14 protein-coding genes and 1 pseudogene are annotated in these 22,668 nt (G+C 60.0%); 6 read left to right on the plus strand and 9 right to left on the minus strand.

Features of this window, described 5'->3' with window-relative positions; translation table 11 throughout:
* Positions 1–427, plus strand: a 427-nt coding sequence (locus GDA65_14985) for a transposase (protein MBA5863998.1), incomplete at its 5' end; no start/stop codon positions are given.
* A 15-nt stretch (positions 428–442) separates the two neighbouring features.
* On the opposite strand, the gene GDA65_14990 is transcribed toward GDA65_14985, so the two are convergent.
* The 3 genes from GDA65_14990 to GDA65_15000 all read right to left on the minus strand — a co-directional run bounded on the left by GDA65_14990 (position 443) and on the right by GDA65_15000 (position 2,707).
* Positions 443–994 carry an IS3 family transposase gene (locus GDA65_14990; protein MBA5863999.1) on the minus strand — a complete coding sequence of 184 codons (552 nt, stop codon included), beginning with the start codon at positions 992–994 and terminating at the stop codon, positions 443–445.
* Between the two features lie 188 nt (positions 995–1,182).
* Positions 1,183–1,350 carry a transposase gene (locus GDA65_14995; protein ID MBA5864000.1) on the minus strand — a complete coding sequence of 56 codons (168 nt, stop codon included), beginning with the start codon at positions 1,348–1,350 and terminating at the stop codon, positions 1,183–1,185.
* 823 nt (positions 1,351–2,173) lie between these two features.
* Positions 2,174–2,707, minus strand: a complete 534-nt coding sequence (locus GDA65_15000) for a MarR family transcriptional regulator (GenBank protein MBA5864001.1) — start codon at positions 2,705–2,707, stop codon at positions 2,174–2,176.
* A gap of 140 nt (positions 2,708–2,847) precedes the next feature.
* On the opposite strand from GDA65_15000, the gene GDA65_15005 reads away from it, so the two are divergent.
* Together GDA65_15005 and GDA65_15010 are read left to right on the plus strand one after the other, a co-directional pair.
* Complete coding sequence (locus GDA65_15005; GenBank protein ID MBA5864002.1) at positions 2,848–4,011, plus strand: efflux RND transporter periplasmic adaptor subunit; 1,164 nt, start codon at positions 2,848–2,850, stop codon at positions 4,009–4,011.
* Positions 4,012–4,022: 11 nt separating this feature from the next.
* Complete coding sequence (locus tag GDA65_15010; GenBank protein MBA5864003.1) at positions 4,023–7,220, plus strand: multidrug efflux RND transporter permease subunit; 3,198 nt, start codon at positions 4,023–4,025, stop codon at positions 7,218–7,220.
* A gap of 175 nt (positions 7,221–7,395) precedes the next feature.
* Here GDA65_15010 and modA read toward each other — a convergent pair whose 3' ends face one another.
* A complete protein-coding gene (gene modA / locus GDA65_15015; GenBank protein ID MBA5864004.1) occupies positions 7,396–8,256 on the minus strand; it encodes a molybdate ABC transporter substrate-binding protein in 861 nt (286 codons plus the stop codon).
* A gap of 616 nt (positions 8,257–8,872) precedes the next feature.
* Here modA and GDA65_15020 point away from each other — a divergent pair.
* From GDA65_15020 to GDA65_15030, 3 genes and pseudogenes are all read left to right on the plus strand, one after another.
* Positions 8,873–12,059: pseudogene (locus GDA65_15020) on the plus strand (MMPL family transporter).
* Positions 12,052–13,239: an efflux RND transporter periplasmic adaptor subunit gene (locus tag GDA65_15025; GenBank protein ID MBA5864005.1), complete on the plus strand. Its 1,188-nt coding sequence runs from the start codon at positions 12,052–12,054 to the stop codon at positions 13,237–13,239. The pseudogene GDA65_15020 and the gene GDA65_15025 overlap by 8 nt, the downstream one beginning before the upstream one ends.
* Before the next feature lie 31 nt (positions 13,240–13,270).
* Positions 13,271–14,884 (plus strand): efflux transporter outer membrane subunit, encoded by a 1,614-nt coding sequence (locus tag GDA65_15030; GenBank protein ID MBA5864006.1) that lies wholly within the window; start codon positions 13,271–13,273, stop codon positions 14,882–14,884.
* Between the two features lie 150 nt (positions 14,885–15,034).
* On the opposite strand, the gene GDA65_15035 is transcribed toward GDA65_15030, so the two are convergent.
* Genes GDA65_15035 through GDA65_15055 form a run of 5 tightly spaced genes read right to left on the minus strand, consistent with a single transcriptional unit; the run spans position 15,035 to position 22,666 of the window.
* Entirely contained in the window at positions 15,035–19,783 is a 4,749-nt protein-coding gene (locus GDA65_15035) for a PAS domain S-box protein (protein MBA5864007.1), read from the minus strand.
* Entirely contained in the window at positions 19,780–20,226 is a 447-nt protein-coding gene (locus GDA65_15040) for a response regulator (GenBank protein ID MBA5864008.1), read from the minus strand. The genes GDA65_15035 and GDA65_15040 overlap by 4 nt, the downstream gene beginning before the upstream one ends.
* Positions 20,219–21,421, minus strand: a complete 1,203-nt coding sequence (locus tag GDA65_15045) for a PAS domain S-box protein (GenBank protein MBA5864009.1) — start codon at positions 21,419–21,421, stop codon at positions 20,219–20,221. Before GDA65_15045 ends, GDA65_15040 begins: the two co-directional genes overlap by 8 nt.
* A gap of 32 nt (positions 21,422–21,453) precedes the next feature.
* A complete protein-coding gene (locus GDA65_15050) occupies positions 21,454–21,822 on the minus strand; it encodes a response regulator (protein MBA5864010.1) in 369 nt (122 codons plus the stop codon).
* A 4-nt stretch (positions 21,823–21,826) separates the two neighbouring features.
* Positions 21,827–22,666 (minus strand): PAS domain S-box protein, encoded by an 840-nt coding sequence (locus GDA65_15055; GenBank protein MBA5864011.1) that lies wholly within the window; start codon positions 22,664–22,666, stop codon positions 21,827–21,829.
* Positions 22,667–22,668: the final 2 nt, after the last annotated feature.

Consider the following 22,668-nt stretch of genomic DNA (forward strand, 5'->3'; position numbering starts at 1 on the left):
GAAGATGACTCCTGTCGAGGACTCCAACGTGGGGCTCATAGGTCTCCCTCCTGCTAGAGTGAATGGATCCCTGCATTCTAGAGGAGAGATAAACTGCGTATGGTCTCGCTTCCGCTTATACTATGGCCCCGAATTCCTCGCCGACCGGTTCATCACCTGGTGTGCGGAACGGGCGATTCAGCTCTGGCACATTCAACCGGGCAAACCGGATCAGAATGCCTTGATCGAGCGCTATAACCGGACGTATCGAACCGAAGTCCTCAATGCGTATGTGTTTGAGTCGTTGGATCAGGTGCGAGAGATCAGTGCCGAATGGTTGCAGAGTTATAACGAAGAGCGGCCTCATGACGCGTTGGCAGGCCTACCGCCCGCCACGTATCGGGCCCAATTGGAGGCCAGAAGTTCTCCCATGACACTGTCTCCTTGACGGGGGAGCTTACGGCTACTCAAGATGGGGGGACGTCGAATCTTCCAAGGCGCGCGATTGGAATTCCGTTCCATGATCGACGGTGATGGAGCGAGGCCCCTGGCCCTCCCCGAGGACGCGATCAAGCACCTGGCTAACCGTCTCTCCCGTCATTCGGAATCTCGCCTCTAGCACCGGACTGCAGCGACTCCAGTTATCCACCACCGTCAAGATTCGAAATGGCCGCCCGTCGGCCAGGGTATCATGGACAAAATCCATGCTCCAGCGCTCGGTCGGCCCGGTTGGACTCGGGGCCGGCCCACGATGCAGGGCGATGTGTTTTCGGCGCCGCACCCGCATGCGCAGCTGTAACCCATCCAGGCGATACAATCGTCGGACGCGCTTCCGATTGATCAGCCAGCCCTCACGCCGCAGCAACACCCAGATCCGCTGATAGCCGAATCGCGGTCGGGCATGGGCCAGATCCCGAATGCGGAGCCGGAGGGCCGATTGATCCTTGGCGCGACTGGTTCGATACCACGAGGCCCGCCCGAACTGCGCCAACCGACAGGCCCGCGCACAACTCACCTGAAACGTCCCGTGAAACCACTGGGCCAGTTCCCGGCGGCGAGCGGGCCTCAGACTTTTTTTCGCAGGGCCTCCGAGAGCATATGCTTGTCGAGCGAGAGATCCGCCACCAGTCGTTTGAGTCGGGCGTTCTCCTCTTCCACCTGGCGCAGCCGACGGAGTTCGCTCACGCCGAGGTGCGCGTACTTCTATTTCCAGGCGTAGAAGGTTTGCTCGGCAACGCCCAGTTGCCGACAGACATCCCCGATGGGGGTGCCACTCTCGGCTTGCCGGAGGGCATACACGATCTGTTCTTCGGAGAATTTCGACCGCTTCATCGATCCACTCCTTTCGTCGAGGACCGCCGAAGCCGCCATTCTACTCTCGTGTTAGATTGCCGTCGTTTTCTGGGGAGACGTCAAAAGTACACGTTGCAATTTCTTGAGAAAGACATGGTAGGTGCCTCGAGAGAGGTGATGAGCTTTTTTGAGCAGTGCTACATCGGTGGTCGGCACCATCAACAGACGCAAGACATTGCGAACATCCTCCTTTTGTTATAAACACGCATACTTCGAGAGTAAAACACGCTGTTCGCGGAATTCGACAAGCTGAAGGCTGCGGCTCGCATCATGGTCGCTGCACAGATGACTGATTCCCGGTCTTCCATATGGGCTTTCTCGCGTTCAATTCATCACATGCGAGCTACGACGCCCCTACTATGCAATCCTTGCGCGCTCTCAGATACTCCGCGACCGAAGCAGCAGCAGATCAATTCTTATTGGAATCACAGATAGACGGAGAGAGAGGAATGGCCCGATGTTAGATCTGACCAAGAACCAGGCCGTCATTGAGGCATTGGAGTCAGCCGGCTATCAAGAGATCAGACTGAACGTCGTCCCCAAACGCTTTCTGTTTAGCGATGGCCGGTCCGAAACAGAACCAGCATGCCCAATGGAGCTGACCCCTCACGTGTTTGACATGTTCGTCGCAGGGCGATATCGTGAGGCATGTTCGCTCGTCTATTCACCACCGTGTCGCTCGTTACCCTAGCCGTCTTGTTCAAGCGTCTCGTGACTCGTAAACCTCCGTCACGCCCGTACCGCAAGGCTGAATCGAAGTGGCCCAACCGAAGCTACCGCGAACCTTCCTGAATTCTGCCGCGGCATCTGCAAAAAATCTTTTTTGCGACTGTCCTGTCCACTACCCCTGCAAACGACTCCAGAGCTTCTCGAGCGTTTTCACAAACGTTTTGCATTCGTGGTCGCTGAGGTCAGAGAACAGTTCCGCCACCTGTTCTTTGTACTCCGTGCAGCGCGGAGAGAGCTCGGTCATGACTTTGTCGGAGAGTTCGATCACGGTGGCCCGGCGATCTGTCGGATGCCGTCGCCGCACGACCAATCCGTCGTTCTCGAGCGAATCAACCAGCGCGGTGACGTTGGTCGCCGTCACGCCCAGTTCCTTCTTGAGGTCGCTCATGATTCTCGGTCCGCGCTCATGAATTGAACTCAGAATACGCAACCGCTGAGGCGACAACCCTTTTTCCACTAACAGCGATTCCGACCACCGTTGATAGGCCGGGGCGAAGCTCCACAGCAGTTCAACCAGCCGGTGCCGCGGCAACGTCGAGATGCAGGGAGAGACGGATAACCTCTCCTTGGCTTTGATTCGGGGGGCAACCTTCATACGTTTCATCGTGCGGACACGGTACTTCAAAACGCGACAACATTCAATCATAAATTATTCATAGATACATCATTCATATATTGACTATTCTTCACAGCATGCCGGATACTGCAGACAGGACTGATAACGAACCGTCGATGCCATGTGGATCTGACGCCCTCGTTCACGACCACTCTTCCAACAGGTACATTATGCGCAATGTCCGACATATCTCATGGCTGCTGGCAGTGCTGCTGACGGCAGCCGCTTGCAACAACGAACAGGCCAGCAGCGGCGGGCAAATGCCTCCCCCCGAGGTCGGGGTCGCGAGAGTGATCTCGAAACCGGTGCAACAATGGGACGAATACACGGGCCGCATCAGCGCGATCGACACGGTCGAGTTACGCCCACGCGCCAGCGGCTATGTGGACCGGGTCGCTTATAAGGAAGGCCAGGATGTGAAACAGGGCGAGTTGATGTTCCTGATCGACCCTCGTCCCTACCGCGCCGCATTGGAAAATGCCCAGGCGCAACTGGCACGCGCGCGCGTGGCGCAGCAGTTGGAGACCATCCGCAACAAGCGCGCCCAGGCCTTGATCAATGACAACGCGATCTCGCATGAAGAACTCGACTTGCGGCGCGCCGCGCAGGCGCAAAGCGCGGCGGATGTGCATGCCGCCGAGGCCGCAGTGGCCACCGCGAAGCTCAACCTCTCCTTCACCGAGGTCCGCGCTCCGGTTTCAGGACGGGCAAGCCGGGCCCTGGTGACGGTCGGCAATTTGGCCACCGCCGACGACACCCTACTGACGACGGTGGTGTCGCAAGACCCGATGTATGTCTATTTTGATGCCGACGAAAACAGCTACCTGCGCTATAAGGAACAGGAGCGCAAAAACGAGCGCAGCGCGCAGGACAATGCCGTCCACGTCGGCCTCGCCAACGAAACCGGCTATCCGCATACTGGAAGAGTCGACTTTCTCGACACGCAGGTCAATCCGACCCTCGGAACCGTGCGCGCTCGCGCCGTGCTCCCCAATCCAGACCGCATTTTAACCCCCGGTCTCTTCGCGCGCGTGCAGTTCGTCAGCGGCCAGAAGGCCGAAGCTCTTTTGATCGACGACAAGGCCATTCTCACCGATCAGGACCGCAAATATGTCTATGCGGTCGATGAGGAAGAAAAGGCGCAACGCAAAGATGTCGTGCTGGGCGGCATGGTCGGCGGATTGCGCGTCGTGCAATCAGGCCTCACGCCGGATGACAGGATTGTCGTGGTCGGTCTGCAGAAAGTCTTTTACCCAGGCATGCCGGTCGCCCCCGCAGAGGTTCCGATGGGCAAACCATCGGCGCCACCCGCCACAGCCATGGCCGGGCAATAGGGAGGCCGGCCGTGGATTTTTCCAAGTTTTTCATCGATCGGCCGATCTTCGCCGCCGTGCTGTCGATCGTCATCTTCGCCGCCGGCTTGATCGCCATTCCTATTCTTCCGATCAGCGAGTACCCGGAAGTCGTCCCCCCCGCGGTCATCGTGCGCGCCATCTATCCTGGCGCCAACCCCAAGGTGATCGCCGAAACCGTCTCGACACCGCTGGAAGAACAGATCAACGGTGTCGAGAACATGATGTACATGAAGTCGGTCGCCGGGTCCGACGGCGTGTTGCAGATGACCATCACCTTCCGTCCTGGTACCGACCCGGATGCCGCCCAGGTCCAGGTGCAAAACCGCGTGAGCCAGGCCTTGTCACGGCTGCCGTCGGAAGTGGTCAGTCTGGGCGTGACGACGCAGAAACAGTCGCCGACCTTTCTGGTGATGGTCCAGCTCCTATCACCAGACGGGAAATACGATGCGCTCTACCTGCGCAACTACGCCAACATCAAAATCAAGGACGAACTGGCTCGCTTGCCCGGTGTCGGCCAGGTGCAGATTTTCGGCAGCGGCGATTATGCGATGCGTATCTGGCTCAACCCGGACAAGATCGCGTCGCGCGGGATGACCGCCGGGGACGCCGTCGCCGCCGTGCGGGAGCAAAACATCCAGGTCTCGGCCGGGCAACTAGGCGCGGAACCCATCGCGAAAGATACCGACTTTCTCATCTCCATCAATGCCCAGGGCCGCCTGCGCACCGCTCAGGAGTTCGGCAATGTCGTGCTGAAAATCGGGACCGGCGGCGAGGTCGTCCGTTTGTCCGACGTGGCGCGCATCGAACTCGGCGCCAATGACTATACGTTGCGCGGGCAGCTGGACAATCAGGATGCTCCGCCCATCGGCATCTTCCAAGCGCCCGGCGCCAACGCGCTGACCGTCCGCGATGCCGTGATCGCCAAAATGGAAGAACTCAAAACACGCTTCCCTCCCGGTCTCACCTACCGCTCGGACTACGACACCACGGTGTTCGTACGTGATTCGATTCAGGCAGTGGTGCAGACGCTGATGGAAGCGATCCTGCTCGTCGTGCTCGTCGTGATCCTATTCCTGCAGACCTGGCGCGCCTCGATCATTCCGTTGATCGCCGTTCCGGTGTCGGTGGTCGGCACATTTGCTGCGCTGTACCTCTTCGGATTTTCGATCAATACGCTCACCCTCTTCGGCCTCGTGCTGGCGATCGGCATCGTGGTGGATGATGCGATCGTGGTAGTGGAAAATGTGGAGCGCAACATTGAAGAAGGCCGCACGCCACTCCAGGCCGCACACCAGGCCATGCAGGAAGTCTCGGGCCCCATCGTCGCCATTGCGCTCGTCTTGTGCGCCGTGTTCGTGCCGATGGCCTTTCTGAGCGGCGTCACCGGCCAGTTCTACAAGCAGTTCGCCGTGACGATCGCCATCTCGACGGTTATTTCGGCGATCAATTCACTGACGCTTTCGCCGGCGTTGGCGGCAAAACTGCTCAAGAGCCACGGGACGCCGAAGGACGCGCTTTCGCGCTTGATCGAGCGGCTGTTCGGCTGGGTCTTCCGGCCGTTCAACCGCTTCTTCAAGGCGAGTTCCGACAGGTATCAGGGCACCGTCTCGCGCACGTTGACACATCGCGGCTCTGTCTTTGCCGTGTATGCCCTACTGTTGGTCGTTACAGGCATGCTGTTCCAAGCGGTGCCGCGCGGCTTCATTCCCACCCAGGACAAGTTGTATCTGATGGCCGGGGTCAAGCTGCCGGAGGGCGCCTCACTCGACCGCACGGATGCGGTCCTGCGTCAGGTCGTCGCGGTCAGTAAAACAGTGGACGGCGTCGCCCACGCTGTCGCCATGACAGGGCTGAATCCCTTGCAGTTTACCAATACGCCGAACTACGGCCTCGCCTTCCTCATCCTGAAGCCGTTCGACGAGCGCCATCGCAGCGCCAAGGACATCAGCGAGGAGATGAATCACAAGATCTCCGCTATTAAGGAAGGCATCACGTTCGTGTTGATGCCGCCGCCGATTCTCGGACTGGGCAACGGCGCGGGGTATGGACTCTTCGTGGAAGACCGGGCGGGATTGGGTTTCGGGGCGTTACAAAATGCCGTCGGTGCCCTGCAGGGAGCGGTCATGCAGACTCCCGGGATGGGCTACCCGATTTCCGGCTATCAGGCCAACGTGCCACAGCTCGATGCCGAGGTGGACCGCGTCAAGACCAAGACACAAGGCATTACGTTGACCGACCTCTTCGCCACGATGCAGATCTATCTCGGCTCAGCCTATGTGAACGACTTCAACCTGTTCGGCCGCACCTGGCGCGTCTATGCACAAGCCGACGGCGATTTTCGCGGGAAGGTCGAAGACATCGCCAATCTCAAAACGCGCAATGACCGCGGCGAAATGGTCCCGATCGGCTCAATGGTGAAATTCAGTCAAACGTACGGACCCGATCCTGTGCTGCGCTACAACGGGTATCCTGCCGCCGATTTCATGGGAGAGGCCGATCCGACCAAGTTCTCGTCGGCACAGGCAATGGACACGATTCGCGACATCGCCGGAAAGGTGCTGCCGAACGGGATGACCATCGAATGGACCGATTTGAGCTTTCAGGAAGCGTCGCAAGGACGAGCGGCCCTGCTGGTATTCCCCGTGGCCATCTTATTAGCGTTCCTCGTCCTCGCTGCCCTGTATGAGTCCTGGACGCTGCCGCTGGCGGTGATCCTGATCGTGCCGATGTGCATGCTCTGCGCGCTCGCCGGCGTCAAACTCACCGGCGGTGACAACAATACCTTCGTGCAGGTCGGGCTGGTGGTGCTGATGGGATTGGCGTGCAAGAACGCCATCTTGATCGTCGAATTTGCGCGCGAGCTGGAACTGCAGGGGAAGGGCATCGTCGAGGCGGCGCTCGAAGCCTGCCGGCTGCGTTTGCGCCCGATCGTGATGACCTCGGTCGCCTTCATCGCGGGCACGGTTCCACTCGTGCTCTCTCACGGCGCCGGCGCGGAGGTACGCTCCGCCACCGGTATCACCGTCTTCGCCGGCATGATCGGCGTGACCCTGTTCGGCCTATTTCTCACTCCGGTGTTTTATGTCGGCCTGCGCATGCTCTCGGGACGCCAGCTGATCAGGCACGATGAACCCACGACGCGCGACGTTCCGGAACAGGCGTACAGCCCTGCCAAGACTCCTCGTTGAATGCGGCGAGGAGTTGTCACAGATACCCTACCGACCTGCTCGTCGAAAATCGTCTCATCCATGTTCATGATCGAATCGTCTTCGTGACGTCGTGGGCGACAAACGTGCGGCCGAAACTCACGTGATCTGACAAAATGTGATACGTCCAACCTGGCTCGATCGAAACCACAGCGTGTCAACGGCTTGCGGACACCCCTGCGACCAATGGCGCAACAGGCCTGCCTCTATCCCCCGTTCCCGCACTTGGCGTCGGCTCAAATCCATATTTGAGCAACAGCTTCTGGATGCGCGGGCTCACCATGAAATCGAGAAATTCTTCCGCCGCCGCAAACGACTCGGTCCGGCAGGTCCAGACCATCGCCTGGCCAAACAACACCGGCCTCTGCGCGCCGGCCAGGTGTTCATCAATGATGCGCACATGGCCGCTGTTGATGGCATCGACTCGATAGAGAATGCCCGCATCGGCCTCGCCGCGGACAATGACGTTCACCACATCCTCGCTGTGCCTGGCATAGATTGGTCGGAACCCATTCTTATACGCCGGGTCGAGTTTCGTAAGCGCTCGAGCCGTGATATCTCCCAACCCCGAGGTCCTGGGATCGGCAAGTGCAATGCGAGTCGCGCGATTGGGCATGGCCTCGCGGAAGGACACCGGCGTGGCGAGTGAGGTCGCCGACATGACCAGCACCAGCGAGGTTTGCCCGTAGATTCGCGGCCTGTCACCGATTGTCAGACCTTGTTTCTGTAATTTCGTAATCTCCTCAACCGCGGCAGGCAAGAACACGTCGATTGCCGCACCCTGCTCGATCTCTCGACGAAGCGTCTGCGAAGGCCCATACACGACCTGCACGGCCGTGCCATATTCCCGCTCGAACAGCGGAACAATTTCCTGGAAAACCGGCTTGAGGCTATACGCAGCTCCGATCGTGAGCGGTTCCGCCTGCGCCGGTGCTTCATGCATGCCAAGAGTCGTGACCATGACCAGGAGACACCACACGGCTCCGGGTTTCCTCATCATCTGCGTCAGCATACCCATTACGCCATCCTTTCGTTAACCTTCAGCTGCATCCCGAGCAATGTCTGCGTCCATAGTAGCTGACTGGCTCTGCCCTGCGATGAGGAACGCACGCTCTGTCCCGCAGTATGCGCAAGATCAATGCCTATCACGTGATCCGGCGCGCCCTCTACATCCCGGGAGTCAATCATCATATTTCACGCAATGTTGCCCGATCCGCAGGCATCGTTCCGACACGCTCGCCCCGGTTAAACCGCGCACCTCCGCACGTTGCGCTCCGTGCGAATTCACACACACCAGATCAACTGGCTCACATCGCCGGCATCCTGCGCCAGCAGGATGCCGCGTGAAATTCTGCCCCTGCCTCGCTCCTTCCCCTATCGTTCCCTCTTCTCAGTCCCTGCGGATAATGCGTACTGAGACAACGGCATACCTTTTGCTCCATCACTCTTGAATTCACCGGATCGTTGGGTCACAATCCGGCGCGCTGCGACTCACACCGTCTCACTCATACACGAGCGGCCATCCCAGCGGCGAACATGCGGACCCTTTCTGAAGTCGAAATCTGACTGAGGCTCATGAGGGATCACGTGACGCACACGGCACAGCACTTCAGGACTTGTGGGGAGAGGCGCGTATGAATGCGATTGTCCTCATCGCCTTGCGAAGGCCCTACACCTTCGTGGTCATGGCCATCCTCATCCTGCTGATGGGCGGACTAACGGTGATCCACATGCCCACCGACATCTTCCCGAACATCACGATTCCCGTCACCTCCGTGGTCTGGATCTACTCCGGTCTGCTCCCGCAACAGGTGGAAGGACGCATCACGTATCTGTTCGAGCGCTTTCTGACCTCGACCGTGGAAGGCATTAAATATATCCACAGCCATTCCTATTTCGGCAGCAGCATCATCAATATTTTCCTGCAGGACGGCGTGGATGTCGGCAGAGCCGAAGCGGATATCGTCGGCATCTCTCAAAATGTCGTGAAGGCGCTCCCTCCGGATATTTCGCCGCCCATGATCATGCGTCTCGCCCCCTCATCCATCCCGGTCGCCATGCTGAAGATCAGTTCCGACCACCTGACGCCGGCGGAACTCTACAACCTCACCTACATGCGCATCCGCCCCCTGCTCGTCACGGTCCCGGGCATCGTCCTGCCGCACCCGTACGGAGGTCAGGATATGCAGGTCATGGTCAACCTCGATCAGCAGAAACTGCTTGCCCGGCAACTGACGCCGGCGGATGTTCACGCCGTCCTCATGAAGCAATATCTCGTGCTGCCGGCCGGCGACATCAAAATCAAGCAAACGGACTGGATCGTCCAGACAAACGCGTCCCCGGTGAAAATCGAGGACTTCAACGAGATCCCGATCAAGCGGGAAGGGAATGCCTTCGTCTACCTGCGGGATGTGGCCACCGTGCGCCTCATGGGCCGGGTCCAACAGAACGCGGTGCTCGTGAAAGGCAAACAGACCGTCATCCTCGTCGCGATGAAAAGCACGGAGGCCTCTACGCTCGATGTCGTCGACGGCATCAAGAAAATGATTCCGCGCGCCGAGCAAATCTCTCCGAAGGGCGTCTCGATCACGCTCCTCGACGACGCCTCGACCTTCGTGAAGGATTCGATCTTCGACGTCTTGCACGAAATGCTGATGGCCGGTGCGCTGGTCGGCCTCATCGTGCTGTTGCTGCTCGGCTCCTGGCGGGCGACGGTCATTGTCTGGACCTCGATCCCACTCTCGATTCTGATCGCCGTCATCGGCCTGCATCTGCTTGAGGAGACGATCAACGTCATGACCCTGGGAGGCTTGGCCCTGGCTGTCGGCATTCTGGTCGATGACGCGACCGTCATGATCGAAAACATCGATCGCCATATCGAAATGGGAAAACCGCTCGAACAGGCCATCATCGACGCCGCCAATCAGATCGTGGTCCCGACGCTCGTGGCAACCCTCTGCATCGCCATCGTCTGGCTGCCGCTGTTCAAACTCGGCGGCGTCTCCGGGTACCTGTTCAAGCCGATGGCGGAAGCCATCATCATCGCCATGATCGCCTCGTTCATTCTTTCACGCACCCTGGTACCGACCATGGCAAAATACCTGATGAAGGCGCACCATGCCGAAGCTGCCTGAACCGCACGAGCCGTCCGCCGTGAACCCGGCATCGAACATCTTCGTCCGTTTTCAACAGAGGTTCGAGCGCGGATTCAACCGGTTCCGTGATCGCTACGAAGCGCTCCTCGAATGGGTGCTGGCTCACCGGCGGCTCTTCGTCGCCTCATCGCTGGCCGTCGCCATGTGCTCCCTCTCCCTGTTCTACTTTCTCGGACGGGACTATTTTCCAGAAATACGGTCAGGCGTCATTCAAATGCATCTGCGGGCGCCGCTCGGGACTCGGATCGAGGTATCCGGGCGCATTGCCACGCTGGTCTCCAACAGCATCGAAGAGTTGCTGCCCGACAAGGTGGAACACATCGTGAGCAATTGTGGATTGCCGGTGGGCCCGCACAACCTGGCGTTCATTCCGACTCCGACCATCGGCTCTCAGGATTGTGACTTGACGATCCTCTTGCACGACGAGAAGTCTCCGGTGTGGGACTACCGGCATATTCTCCGCAAAGGTTTGAGAGAGCGCTATCCGGGAACCGAATTCACGTTTCAGCCGTCCGATCTGACCGCCAAGATTCTCAACTTCGGCGCGCCGGCGCCGATCGATATCCAGATCAGCGGCCCGGACATGTATCCCAACTATGAATTCGCCCGTAAGCTGGTCGGCAAGTTACGGGACATTCCCGGATCGGCCGACGTGGTGATTCAGCAGACGATGCGCACGCCGACTCTCACGGTCGAAGGGAACCGCACGTTCGGACTCGGCGTGAACAGAACCCTGAAAGATATGGCCGAAAACCTGCTCATGACGACCGCCGGCAGCCAACAGGTCGATCAAGTCTATTGGCTCGATCCCAGCACCAGCATGTCCTACTTGATCAACGTGTATACGCCCCAGCCGCAGATTGACAGCGTCAATAGCCTCAAGACCATTCCCATCGAAGCGTCGGGTCACCCGTCGAACGACCAGGACGTGCAGCTGCTCGGCAATCTGGCCGAAATTTCAGCGGAAGGCACACCGGGAGTCATCACGCACGGCAACCTCATGCCGCTGTTCAACATTTATGTCTCCGCCGAAGGGCGCGACCTCGGGGGCGTGCTGGCGGATGTCGAACAGATCACCCGGACCATGCACGACGAATTGCCCAAGAGCGCCGCACTCGAAATCCATGGCCAGGCGGCGCTCATGCACGACGCCTACTTCGAGCTGATCTTTGGACTCATTGCCGCGGTCATGCTGGTGTATCTGCTGATCGTCGTCAATTTCCAATCCTGGTTGGATCCCTTCATCATCATCACCGCCTTGCCCGGCGCGTTGGCCGGCATCGCGTGGTCCCTGTTCCTCACCCATACACGACTCTCTGAACCGGCGCTCACCGGTGCCATCATGACCATGGGCACGGCCACCGCCAATTCAATCCTCGTCGTCTCCTACGCCCGCGAACGGCTTCAGGAGCACGGCAATGCCGTGCAAGCGGCGATCGAGGCGGGCACCACACGCTTTCGCCCGGTGCTCATGACGGCGTCAGCCATGATCCTCGGTATGGTGCCCATGGCGACCGGCTATTCGACGAATGCGCCACTGGGTCGCGCCGTGATCGGCGGCCTCCTCATGGCGACCGTCTTTACCCTGTTATTCGTGCCCTGCGTCTACGCACTGATGTACAACAGCCGATCAACAGGTCGGCAGGATGTCACCACCCATGCCTAACACCTCTGGTCGAACACTCACGATCATCACCCTGATCGGGTTGTGCGGACTGTACCTTGGCTATCGGGTCTATACCAGCAAGAGCGACGCCGCGTTGCTGCGCGAAAAGACGCTCGAAGAATCGGTTTCCACGGTCTCGATCGTCCATCCCACCCCGACCGCGGCAACCGAAACCATCACGCTCCCCGGCAATGTGCAGGCCTGGTTTCAAGCACCGATCTACGCGCAAGTCTCGGGATATGTGAAGATGTGGTACAAGGACTACGGCGCGCTTGTGAAGAAAGGCGAAGTCCTTGCGGAAATCAACGCGCCGGCCCTCGACGCCCAATATGAACAGTCCAGAGCGGATCTTGCGGCCGAGAAGGCGAAATATGCGTTGGCCGACTTGACCGCCAAACGCTGGACGGCGCTCAGGAAAAACCATGCGGTCTCCGAGCAATCAATCTCGGTCCAGGAAGCCAACGCAAAAGCCGAGCTGGCCAGGGTCCGGGCCGCGGAGCAGAACGTCCGCAACTACGAAGCCTTGATCCGGTTTAAAACCATCGTCGCACCCTATGACGGCGTCGTCACCGTTCGCAACATCAACGTCGGCGACTACGTCAATAAGGAAGGCACGATCAGCGCGCCCGGCTCGATCAGCAATCTGTTCACCGTCGCCGACGTCAGCATGTTGCGGCTGTTCGTCTCGGTGCCGGAGGCGTTCGGTCCCTTTCTTCAGCCCGGCCTGACCGCTGACGTGACCGTGCCGCAATTACCCGGCCGCCATTTCACGGCTAAATTCCTGACCGTCGCCCGTGGATTCGACACCAAAACACGGACGGCCGTGACCGTCTTCACCATCGACAACGAAGACCGGGCCCTCTGGCCCGGCTCGTACGCCAAGGTAGAAATCACCGCGCCGGTCGACCGGAAAGTCCATACGATTCCTTCGACCGCACTGGTCTTCCAGGAGCACGGCACGCAAGTCGCTGTCGTGACCGAAGACAGCCACGTGCACTTACAGCCGATTACGGTCAGTCGCTTGCTAGATAGTGCCGTCGAAGTCGAGGCAGGAATCTCCGCGGGCGACCGCATCGTGAACAACCCCAGCGCCGCATTACTGGAGGGCGACAAGGTTCGAGTCGTCACGCCGGCGCCCGGCTATGACCTGATCAGCACGGACGGACCTGCCAAGGAATGACCTCTACCATGACAATCGACGCGGGGGCGCCATGACTTGCACTCGCAGACAAAGCGCCGGGCGAGCGCCGCTTCTCTCGCCGACGTCCAGGCGAGTCGGAGTGGTCCTGCTGACGCTCGTCCTGACGGGCTGCTCCTCCTTTCCGGCTGCCGATCTGTCGCCCACCTATGAGCCGACCCAGTTCGTGGTGCCCGCCTCGTGGCATGGGTCGAGCCCCTTTGTGGAAGCCAAGCCGTCGGACGGCGAACTTCGTTCGGAATGGTGGACGGTGTATGACGACCCCGTACTCAACATGCTCGAAGCACAGGCCATGGAGGCCAACCCCGATTTGCAGGCGGCCGCCGAGCGGTTCGTGCAGGCGCGTGATGTGATGATGAAGGCGCGATCACAATACCTTCCCCGCATCGGCCTCGGGTTCGACGCCTCAGGCAACCGGGAATCCATCGAGCACCTGTTCAGGCCACCCGACGTTCCCCGGTATGAATCGACCGTCGCCGCCGGCGGCATCGCCTCCTGGGAGCCGGACTTTTGGTCGGCTCTGCGCAATGCCACGCGCATCGAAGTCTATCGCGCCGAAGAACGCGCCGCCGACTACGGACTCGCGCGTCTCAGTTTGCAAGCCGAACTCGCCGCCAACTATTTCCTGCTACGCGGCTACGATGCGCAAGCCGCGATCTATTCTCAATCGATCGACCTGTATCGGGAATCGCTGGACATCGTGAACGCCCAGTTCGCGGGGGCAATCGCCTCGGCGCTGGATGTCGCCCGGGTTGAATCGCTTCTGTTCAGCACAGAAACGAAGTACGCGCAGATCCAGGGCCATCGGCAGGTGACCGAACAGGCTATCGCCATCCTGCTCAACCGCGCCCCCGCCGGATTCACCATCGAGCCAATCACGGAACTGCGAGTGGCCGCGTTTAAAGTCCCGCAGACTATTCCCTCCACCCTGCTGGAGCGCCGACCGGACATTGCCGGGATGGAACGCAAGATGGCGCAAGCCAACCGCGCGATCGGGATTGCCCGCGCCGCGTTTTATCCCAACGTCTCGTTCCGGGCCGGAGGCGGGTTTGAGGATGCCGGGATCAGCTTGTTCAGCCTCGCCAACAGTTTCTTTTCCTACGGCTCATCCGTCGCACTGCCGTTATTTCAAGGCGGGTATCGCCGCGCGCAATTGCAACAGGCCTGGTCGGCCTACCGCGAGACGGAAGACCGCTATCGTTCGACCGTCCTCAACGCGTTTCGAGAGGTCGAAAACAATCTAAGTCTGACCAATCGTCTGTCGGAGGCAGCCGGCAAGCAGGATGCCGCCGTTGGCGCCACCCTCCATGCACAAGAGCTGACCATGGAACTGTATCTTGGCGGCTTAGCGTCCAGCCTGGAACTCATTTATGCGCAGGTGGGCACACTCATCGCACGCATCGAGTCTGTACAGATCAAAGCCGAACTGCTCAAGACGTCGGTGATGCTCATCCGGGCGCTCGGCGGAGGGTGGAACCGTCGTCAATTGCCGAACGACGAAGAGATTCAGCCGTTCGGGACCTTCCAATACGTGAATCTCGATAAACCACCTTCGGTCCGCGGCATCGATGTAAACGCGGCCGACAATTCGAAGCACAATGACCTGACCAGACCGGCCGTTCGGTAAACGTATATCTGCTTTTGTCTGACCGTCCTTTCGAAAAAAACTGGACCATTCAGCCTGATGCGTCGTCTGTACTCTTTGCTGTCATGGGTTTTCCCGGCGTCGTCATTCTTCTCGTTTCCGACGGGTCTCGATCCCTCAGAAGCCAGACTCCTACAACTCAATGGCTCTTGTCTGCTGCTTGCGTCGTCTTAGGATTGCAGCGTAGAGCTCTTCGGCCGCTGCTTCCTTCGGTATGAGGCAGACCGCTCCTGCGCGCTTCATGGCCTCTTGGTTCTCATCGGCCGCATTGACTGAGAGTCCGATGATGACGGTCTCCGGATAGCGACGGGTAATATGCTCGGTCGCCTCGATGCCGTTCATCCGTGGCATGCTGATGTCCATGATCACCACCGTTGGCTTCAACTGCTCCATAAGGCATATGGCCTCCTCCCCGTTCCCCGCTTCGCCGACCACCTGGATATCCGCGTACGCATCCAACACGGAGCGCAACCCTTGCCGGACCATGGCATGGTCATCGACCATCAGCACGCGAATTGTCGCGTGTGGCTGGATGTCGTGCTGCGGACGGGGGAGCACGTGAGAGGACTCAAGCCGATGCACGCGCTCCTCCCTATGGCTCGCAAACGGCAAGGTGAGGGTCGCGATGGTCCCCCGTCCAGGCGCCGATTGTATCTCGAACGACCCAGCGAGCGCCTTCATGCGTTCTTGAATACTGAACAAGCCGAACTTCGACGAAATCCCGCCGCTAGGGATATCAGCAGCAGCAGCAGCAGCAAGATCAAAGCCTTGGCCGTCGTCCTGCACCTCAATTCGTAACATGCCATCGGCCTGAGACATTCGAACGGTGGCCTCACCGGTTGCCGCATGTTTCGAGGAGTTGATCAACAGTTCGCGCACGCATTGGAACAGGAGGAGGACTTGGTCTTCCGGGAGCTTCGGTCCGTCGCCGTCGGGCACGGTGACGGTGACGGATTGATGATGCTTCTGCATGTATGACCCGAGCCATTGGAGGGCGGCGGCCAGGCCGTGGTCCCGCAGAACAGTCGGGCTCAGGTCCGCGACAAGCGTACGGGTGTAAGTGAGTGCGTCCGACAGCATGTCGTCTACCTGCTTCAGCAAGGTGTCACCGCCCGGCACGCCGGCCACGATTCGCTTTCCTTGCCCGATCGTGATTTTGCCGAACACCAACAGTTGTTGCAGATGGTCATGCAATTCGGTTGCGATGCGCTTACGCTCACGCTGTTCGGCGAGAGTCAACTCGCTTGCGAGAGCGCGCAACCGCTCTTGCGACTGTCGTAATTCAGCCGTCTTCTCGCTCACCGCCTGCTCCAGCTCGACATTCCAATGCTGCAATTGTTTTTGCGCTTTCGTCAATTCGGCTTCGGTCTGCTTGCGCTCGGTGATGTCTCGCGAGATCGCCAGCAGGTGAACAACCCGTTCGCCGGTGTCGCGGACCGGACTGACGGTGACCTCCCACCACTTGGGCCGGCCCTTGGCGGTGGGACAGAAGGCCTCGAATGCAGTGGTTGTCCCGCTCCCCGCCGCCGCGATCGAGCTGCGAATGGACTCCTCTGCTTCAGCCGGCCACAGACTCCACCAGTCCTTGCCGGCACACTGCGACGCGAAATCGTCGATCTCCATCTGACACTGGCCCGGATCGTTCATCAGCAGCAGATGGCCGTCGAGGTCAAGCACTTTCACGCAGTCCGGACTGCTCTTCATCAAACTGCGGTTGAATTCCTCACTCTGCCGCAAAGCCTCTTCCGCTCGCTTGCGTTCGGTGATGTCCGTCATGACACCGTAGGAGTGGGTGGCTTCTCCTTCTTCGTTAAAGACATATTCTCCCCGTCCGGCAATCCATCGTATCTCTTCCGTATCGGCTCGGATGACACGGAAGTCCGGTTGATAGGGGGTTCGCTCCCGGCGTGCGCGCCAGAGTTCTTGCTGCACCGGCTGACGGTCATCCGGATGCATGGCGTTCACGAAGATATCGATGTGAGCCTTCCCACCCGGTGTCGGCATGAGGCCGAGAAATTCAAAATGCTCCCGGTTCCAGATGCACTCGCCGGTCCGGACGTCCCACTGCCAACTGCCCAGGCGACCGGACGTCAAGGCAAACCGCATCTGCTGTTCGCTTGTGCGCAGCGCCCGTTCCGTCTCGACACGATGCATGGCCGCCGCCACGAGATCGGCGACCACCTTCATGACGTCGATGTCATCCGTGCTGAACCGGGACCTCGAGCGGGTCCCAAACGACAACGTGCCGATCACGCGGCCCTGCATCTGCAACGGATGGCAGCAGTACGCTTGGATTCCGTAGGACTTCACCAGTTCGGTGCGCCGGTCATCGGAGTGCCCAACATCTTCGGCCACGATGCGCCGGCCATCGCGCGCGACACAGCCACAGACTGCTACGCCGGAATCGAGCCATTCGAGTTGGCGCACCTCCTCCTGAGAAATGCCCGCGCAGGCGTTGAGCCGCAGCCGCCCTGCTTCGTCGTCCGCCAGGAAGTTGAAGAAAACGTCGCAGTCGAGGAATTCCATGATTGTTCGGCAGAGATCCTCGACCAGACCCTGAGGATCTTCACTTCCAAGTAGTCGGGCGGCGGTATCGGAGAGGAGCTCATGACGGCGAGCCTGCCAGTGCAACGCCTGCTCGGCTTGCTTCCGCTCCGTGATGTCGAGCGAAACCCCGCTGAACCGCACCGGTTCGTCGCTCTCATCGTAGGAGAAGCGTCCATAGAGCGAGAGCCAGCGCACCTCCGCCGTATCGGCGCGGAGAATGCGGTGCTCCTCAGCGAACAATCCCTGATCTTGTCTGGCGTGCTCGATAGAAGTTAGCACCCTCTCGAGATCATCGGGATGGAATCGATCTTTCCATTTTTGCATCGACACAGGACCGCCCTCCGGTTCATATCCTTGCATCGCCGCATGGCGCCGATTCCAACGTGCCGCCCCGGTCCGCACATCGATATCCCAGGAGCCCAAGTCCGCACCATCAAGTGCCAGCCTTAATCGCGCCTCGCTTGCCCGTAACTCTCGCTCAAGCCGGGCTCGTTCCAGCGTGACGGCGAGCTGATCGCAGACGGTTTGAATCATTTGCACGTCGCCCTCCCGCAAATAGCTGCGTCGGCCAGAAATGAAGGCGATCGTCCCAATCAGTTCACCGTGAGCTAGCAGCGGAAATCCCGCATAACTGGTGGCACCGGCTGCCCGCAGCACCTCACTACCTGGATGTGGCGAGTGTTGGAGGTCTTCGACGATAATCCGTGTTTGCCATTCCGCCACACGCCCGCACAGCAGCTCGCCGTAGCGCATCGTCGCGAAGCGGCGTTGGTCTTCGTCCGTGATGCCGCCATGCATATCCAATCGGAGAAGACCCGGCTGTTCGCTAGGCCGATAGTGGTAGAACATTTCCATGTCGATAAGCCGGGCGATGTCCTGGAATATACTTTCAAGCAGGTGCCGTTCAGGCTCTTGACTGGTCAGCAATCGATGCGCGGTTCTGGCGAGTAGATCGAGCCGGTGAGTGCGTTCACGCAACGACTCCTCCGCCCGGTCACGCTCAATGACGATGCCGGCGAGATGAGCGCCGACCTCGGCGATGCGGCGTTCCCAGTCGGTGGGCTCGCGCGCCTCTCCCAGGCAGAGAAAGAAGGAGGCGATGGCGTGTCCCTCATGACCAAAGACCGGCTGAGAATGGCAAGCCCTGATGCCGTGCGTGAGGCACAACTCCCGCCACATCGGCGACCAATGCTCACTGCCTTCGATGTCCTGACAAGTGATCGGCTGGCCGGTATGGATCGCCGTCCCGCAGGTGCCGATGGGCAGGTCATTGATCGGCGCGCCCTTGATGGCGTCGCCGAACGTCGGCGCGAGATGAACGGAAAACGCATGGCCCATGACGCTGCGGGCGGTGTTCGCGATCAACAGTGCCGCGCGGGCGGTGGGCTGTAGGCGCGTCACGATGTCGGTCAGCGCATCGAAGCACTCTTTCGTCGGCTGATTGCCGGCGATGCGCTCGAGGAGTTGATGCTGCTCGGCAAGGAGGGTCTCTTGCCGCTTGCGTTCGGTGATGTCGGCGACCGTCGCCGCGACCGAGCGCGGCATGCCGGCTGCATCGCGAATGACCGAGACCTCGTTGTGAACCCAGACCCAGGAGCCGTCCGGTTTCACATAGCGTTTCTCGACGGTAAAACTGCAGCGGAGCCCGTTCACCGCCTCGCGGAATTGTTCCAGGTTCCCCGGCAGGTCGTCCGGATGCGTGAGGTCTTGCATCCGCAGCGTCAGCAGCGCGTCACGCGACCGGCCGACAATGTCGCAGTACCGGTCGTTGACGAGGATAAAGCGCCCCATGAGGTCGGTCTGCGCAATACCCGTCGTGCTTTGATTGAAGATGGCGGCAAGCCGCTCTTCGCTCTCTCGTAATTCCGCATTCGCCCGATGCAGGGTTTCCGTCCGCTCTTGCACCAGCCGCTCCAGCTCATCCTGCCGGCGCTTTTGATGAAGGCCGTAGAGGATGGCGCGTTCCAAGCTGCCTGCGTCCAACCGCTGTTTGTCCAAGTAATCGGACGCCCCCGCCTGCAACGCCGCCACGTCGAGGTCGCTCGCTCCCTGGCCGGTCAGCAGAATGGCTGGCCCACGCATCTTCTTGGCCTCGCGCAGCAGCTCGATCCCGTCGTGCGCGCCCAAGCGATAGTCGAACAGGTACACGTCATGCTCCCCGCGTCCGATGGCCTCCACTGCCGTGTCGAAATCGGGCACCCAGTCGAGCGTATACTGACGATGATTCATATCCGCGATCAGGTCTCGGGTCAGCAGGTAATCATCCTCATCGTCTTCGACCAGGAGGACGCGAACCGGCCTCTTCTCATTTGGGGGCTCGTGCTCGGTGCTCATGCGGGCAGCTCCACGATTTCCAACCAATACTGACCAATCGCTTTGATGACCGTGACCAACTGCTCGAACGTGACGGGTTTCGTGATGTACGAGGTCGCGCTCAGGTCGTACGTGCGCAGAATATCCTCTTCCGCCTTCGAGGTCGTGAGGATGATCACGCGAAGGTGCTTGAGGAGTGGATCCGCTTTGATCTCCCGCAGCGCTTCGCGCCCGTCTTTCTTCGGCATGTTCAGATCGAGCAGCAGCAGGCCGGGGCGCGGCGAGGCGGCGGGGTCGCTGTAGGGGCCTCGTCGCTTCAGGTAGTCCATCAGCTCTTCGCCGTCGGCCACGAAGCGCAGGTCATTGAGCAGCCGGCACGTGTCGAAGGCATCCTTCGTCATCATCCGGTCGTCGGCGTCATCGTCGGCCATGAGAATCGTCACCGTGCGATTCTTGTCATGCATGGTTCGTCTGCTCCTTTGCGTGTCGAACGGGAAGGGTGATCCGGAACGTCGCGCCCTTCCCCGGCTCGCTGTCGGCTGTAATGGACCCGCCATGGCGTTCCACGATCTTCCGGCAGATCGCGAGCCCCATCCCCGTGCCTTCGTACTCCTGGCGACCGTGGAGTCGCTGGAACACCTCGAAAATCCGGTCAAGATATTTGACGTCGAATCCGATGCCCTGGTCTTGGACGGTCAGTTCACAGGAGCAGGCGGCCGAGCCGGGGCCGTTGTGGCCCACGAGCCGGCCTTGCACCGATACGTTGGGCGGTTCGCCCGGGCGATGGAACTTGAGCCCGTTCGCGATGAGGTTCTGGAGCAATTGCCGCATCTGCACAGGGTCCGCCTCGATCGTCGGCAGGGCGCCGACGTCGATACGACCGCCCGCCTGCTGCAAGCGGCCTTCCAGATCGGCGCACACTTCCTGGACCGTCGCGGCGAGATCCACGGGAGCCATCGGCTGCGTCTTCGTGGTGACGCGCGAAAAGGTCAGCAGGGCTTCGATCAGATTGCGCATTCGCGCGGCGGCCGCCTGCATGCGTTCGAGGTAGTCCCGACCCTTCTCCCCGAGACCGTCGGCACTGGTGGCCTGCAAGCGGTCGCCGAATGCCTGAATCTTCCGCAGCGGCTCTTGCAAGTCGTGCGACGCGACCGACGCGAATTGTTCCAGTTCTTTATTGCTGCGGCGAAGGGCGTGGTTGGCCGTGACGAGTTCAGCCGTGCGTTCCTGGACCCGCCGTTCCAACTCATCGTGGGCCTGTTGGAGCGCGCGCTCCGCCTGTTTCCGCAGGGTGAGATCCGTCAGCGTCGCCACGGTGCAGCGTCCTTCGGGCATCTCCACCGGCGTCAGGCCGATCTCCACCGGGACTTCGCTGCCGTCCTTGCGCCGGGCGAACAGATCCCGTCCAACGCCCATCGCGCGTGGTTGCGGATGGGCGGCGAATCCGGCGCGGTAGTGTATATGTGGCGGGCGGAAGCGCTCCGGAATGAGCAGCTCGACCGGCTGCCCGATGAGCTCCTCGTGCGTGTAGCCGAACAGCGTGGTCGCCTGCCGGTTCGCCAGCCTGATGCCGCCGTCTGGACCGACCATCAGGACGGCGTTCGGTGAGAATTCGACCAACAGGCGGAACCGCTCGTCGCTCTTTCCTTGTGTCGTCATGGTTTTCGTGTCTCGATGAGGTCCGATGCTTCCTAAGAAGCCAGGCTGCTGTCACTCAATGGCGCTTGTCTCCTGCTTTGTGTCGTGTGTAGGATGGCGTCGTAGAGATCTTCGGCCGCCGCCTCCTTCGTCATGATGCGGACCGCGCCGGCCCGCTTCATGGCCTCTTGATTCTCTCCCTCGGCATTCACCGACAGTCCAATAATGATCGTCTCCGGATACTGGAGTTTGACCTGCGTCGTCTCCTCGATCCCGTTGATGTCCATGACCACCACCGCTGGCCGCAGCTGGTCCACGAGATGGACGGCCTCCTCGCCGCTTCCCGCTTCGCCGACGACCTGAATATCCGCATAGGCATCCAAGACCGACCGCAGCACATGTGTTTTGAGAGACGGCCGCATCGGACTACACACGTTTCACCGCTCCGAGAATGGCATCATAGAGATCTTCGGTCGCCGCTTCCTTGGTCATTAGCCGAACCGCACCGGCCCGCTTCATCGCGACGGCGTTGTCGTCGCCGATATTCACGGAGATGCCAATAATCGTGGTCTCCGGCCATTTGATCTTAATCTGTGTCGTCGCTTCAATCCCATTCATGGGCGGCATGTTGATGTCCATGATCACCACCTGCGGTCGGAGTTCGTCGACGAGTTTCACTGCCTCAACGCCATCCCGCCCTTCGCCGACGAACTCACGCACGGTGCTTCCGAGGATGTGCTCCTTTTCAACACCGAACCATGTGGTGAAGGCTTCGTTGACCGAAACATAGCGGCGTTCGATATCCAGATAAAAGATGAGCGCCGGGACGCTGTTGCTGAGCAATTCCAGATGCTGCTCGCTCTTGCGAAGGGCTTCCTCCACCTGTTTGCGCTCGGTGATGACGCGCATGATCTTCGACGCGCCGAGGATGTCGCCCTGTTTGTCTCGAATAGGCGTAATGGTGAGCGACACGGCAATATCCCGGCCGTCTTTGCACCTTCGCACGGTTTCATAGTGCCTGATGGATTCACCAGCCCTGAGCCGATCAAGAATGATCCGCTCTTCGTCCATTCGATCAGGCGGAAAGAGCAAAGTCACCGGTCGACCGATCATTTCAAGCGCTGTATAGCCCAGCAAGTCCTGTGCTCCCCTGTTCCAACTTGTGATGGTGCCCTGTAGATCTTTGCTGATGATGGCGTCGCCGGTGCTTTCGACGATTGCCGCCAATTTCGCCTGCTCCTGTTCGGCCCGCAAGATGTTGTCCACGT

This window comes from Nitrospira sp. CR1.1, assembly GCA_014055465.1.
Taxonomy (GTDB): domain Bacteria; phylum Nitrospirota; class Nitrospiria; order Nitrospirales; family Nitrospiraceae; genus Nitrospira_A.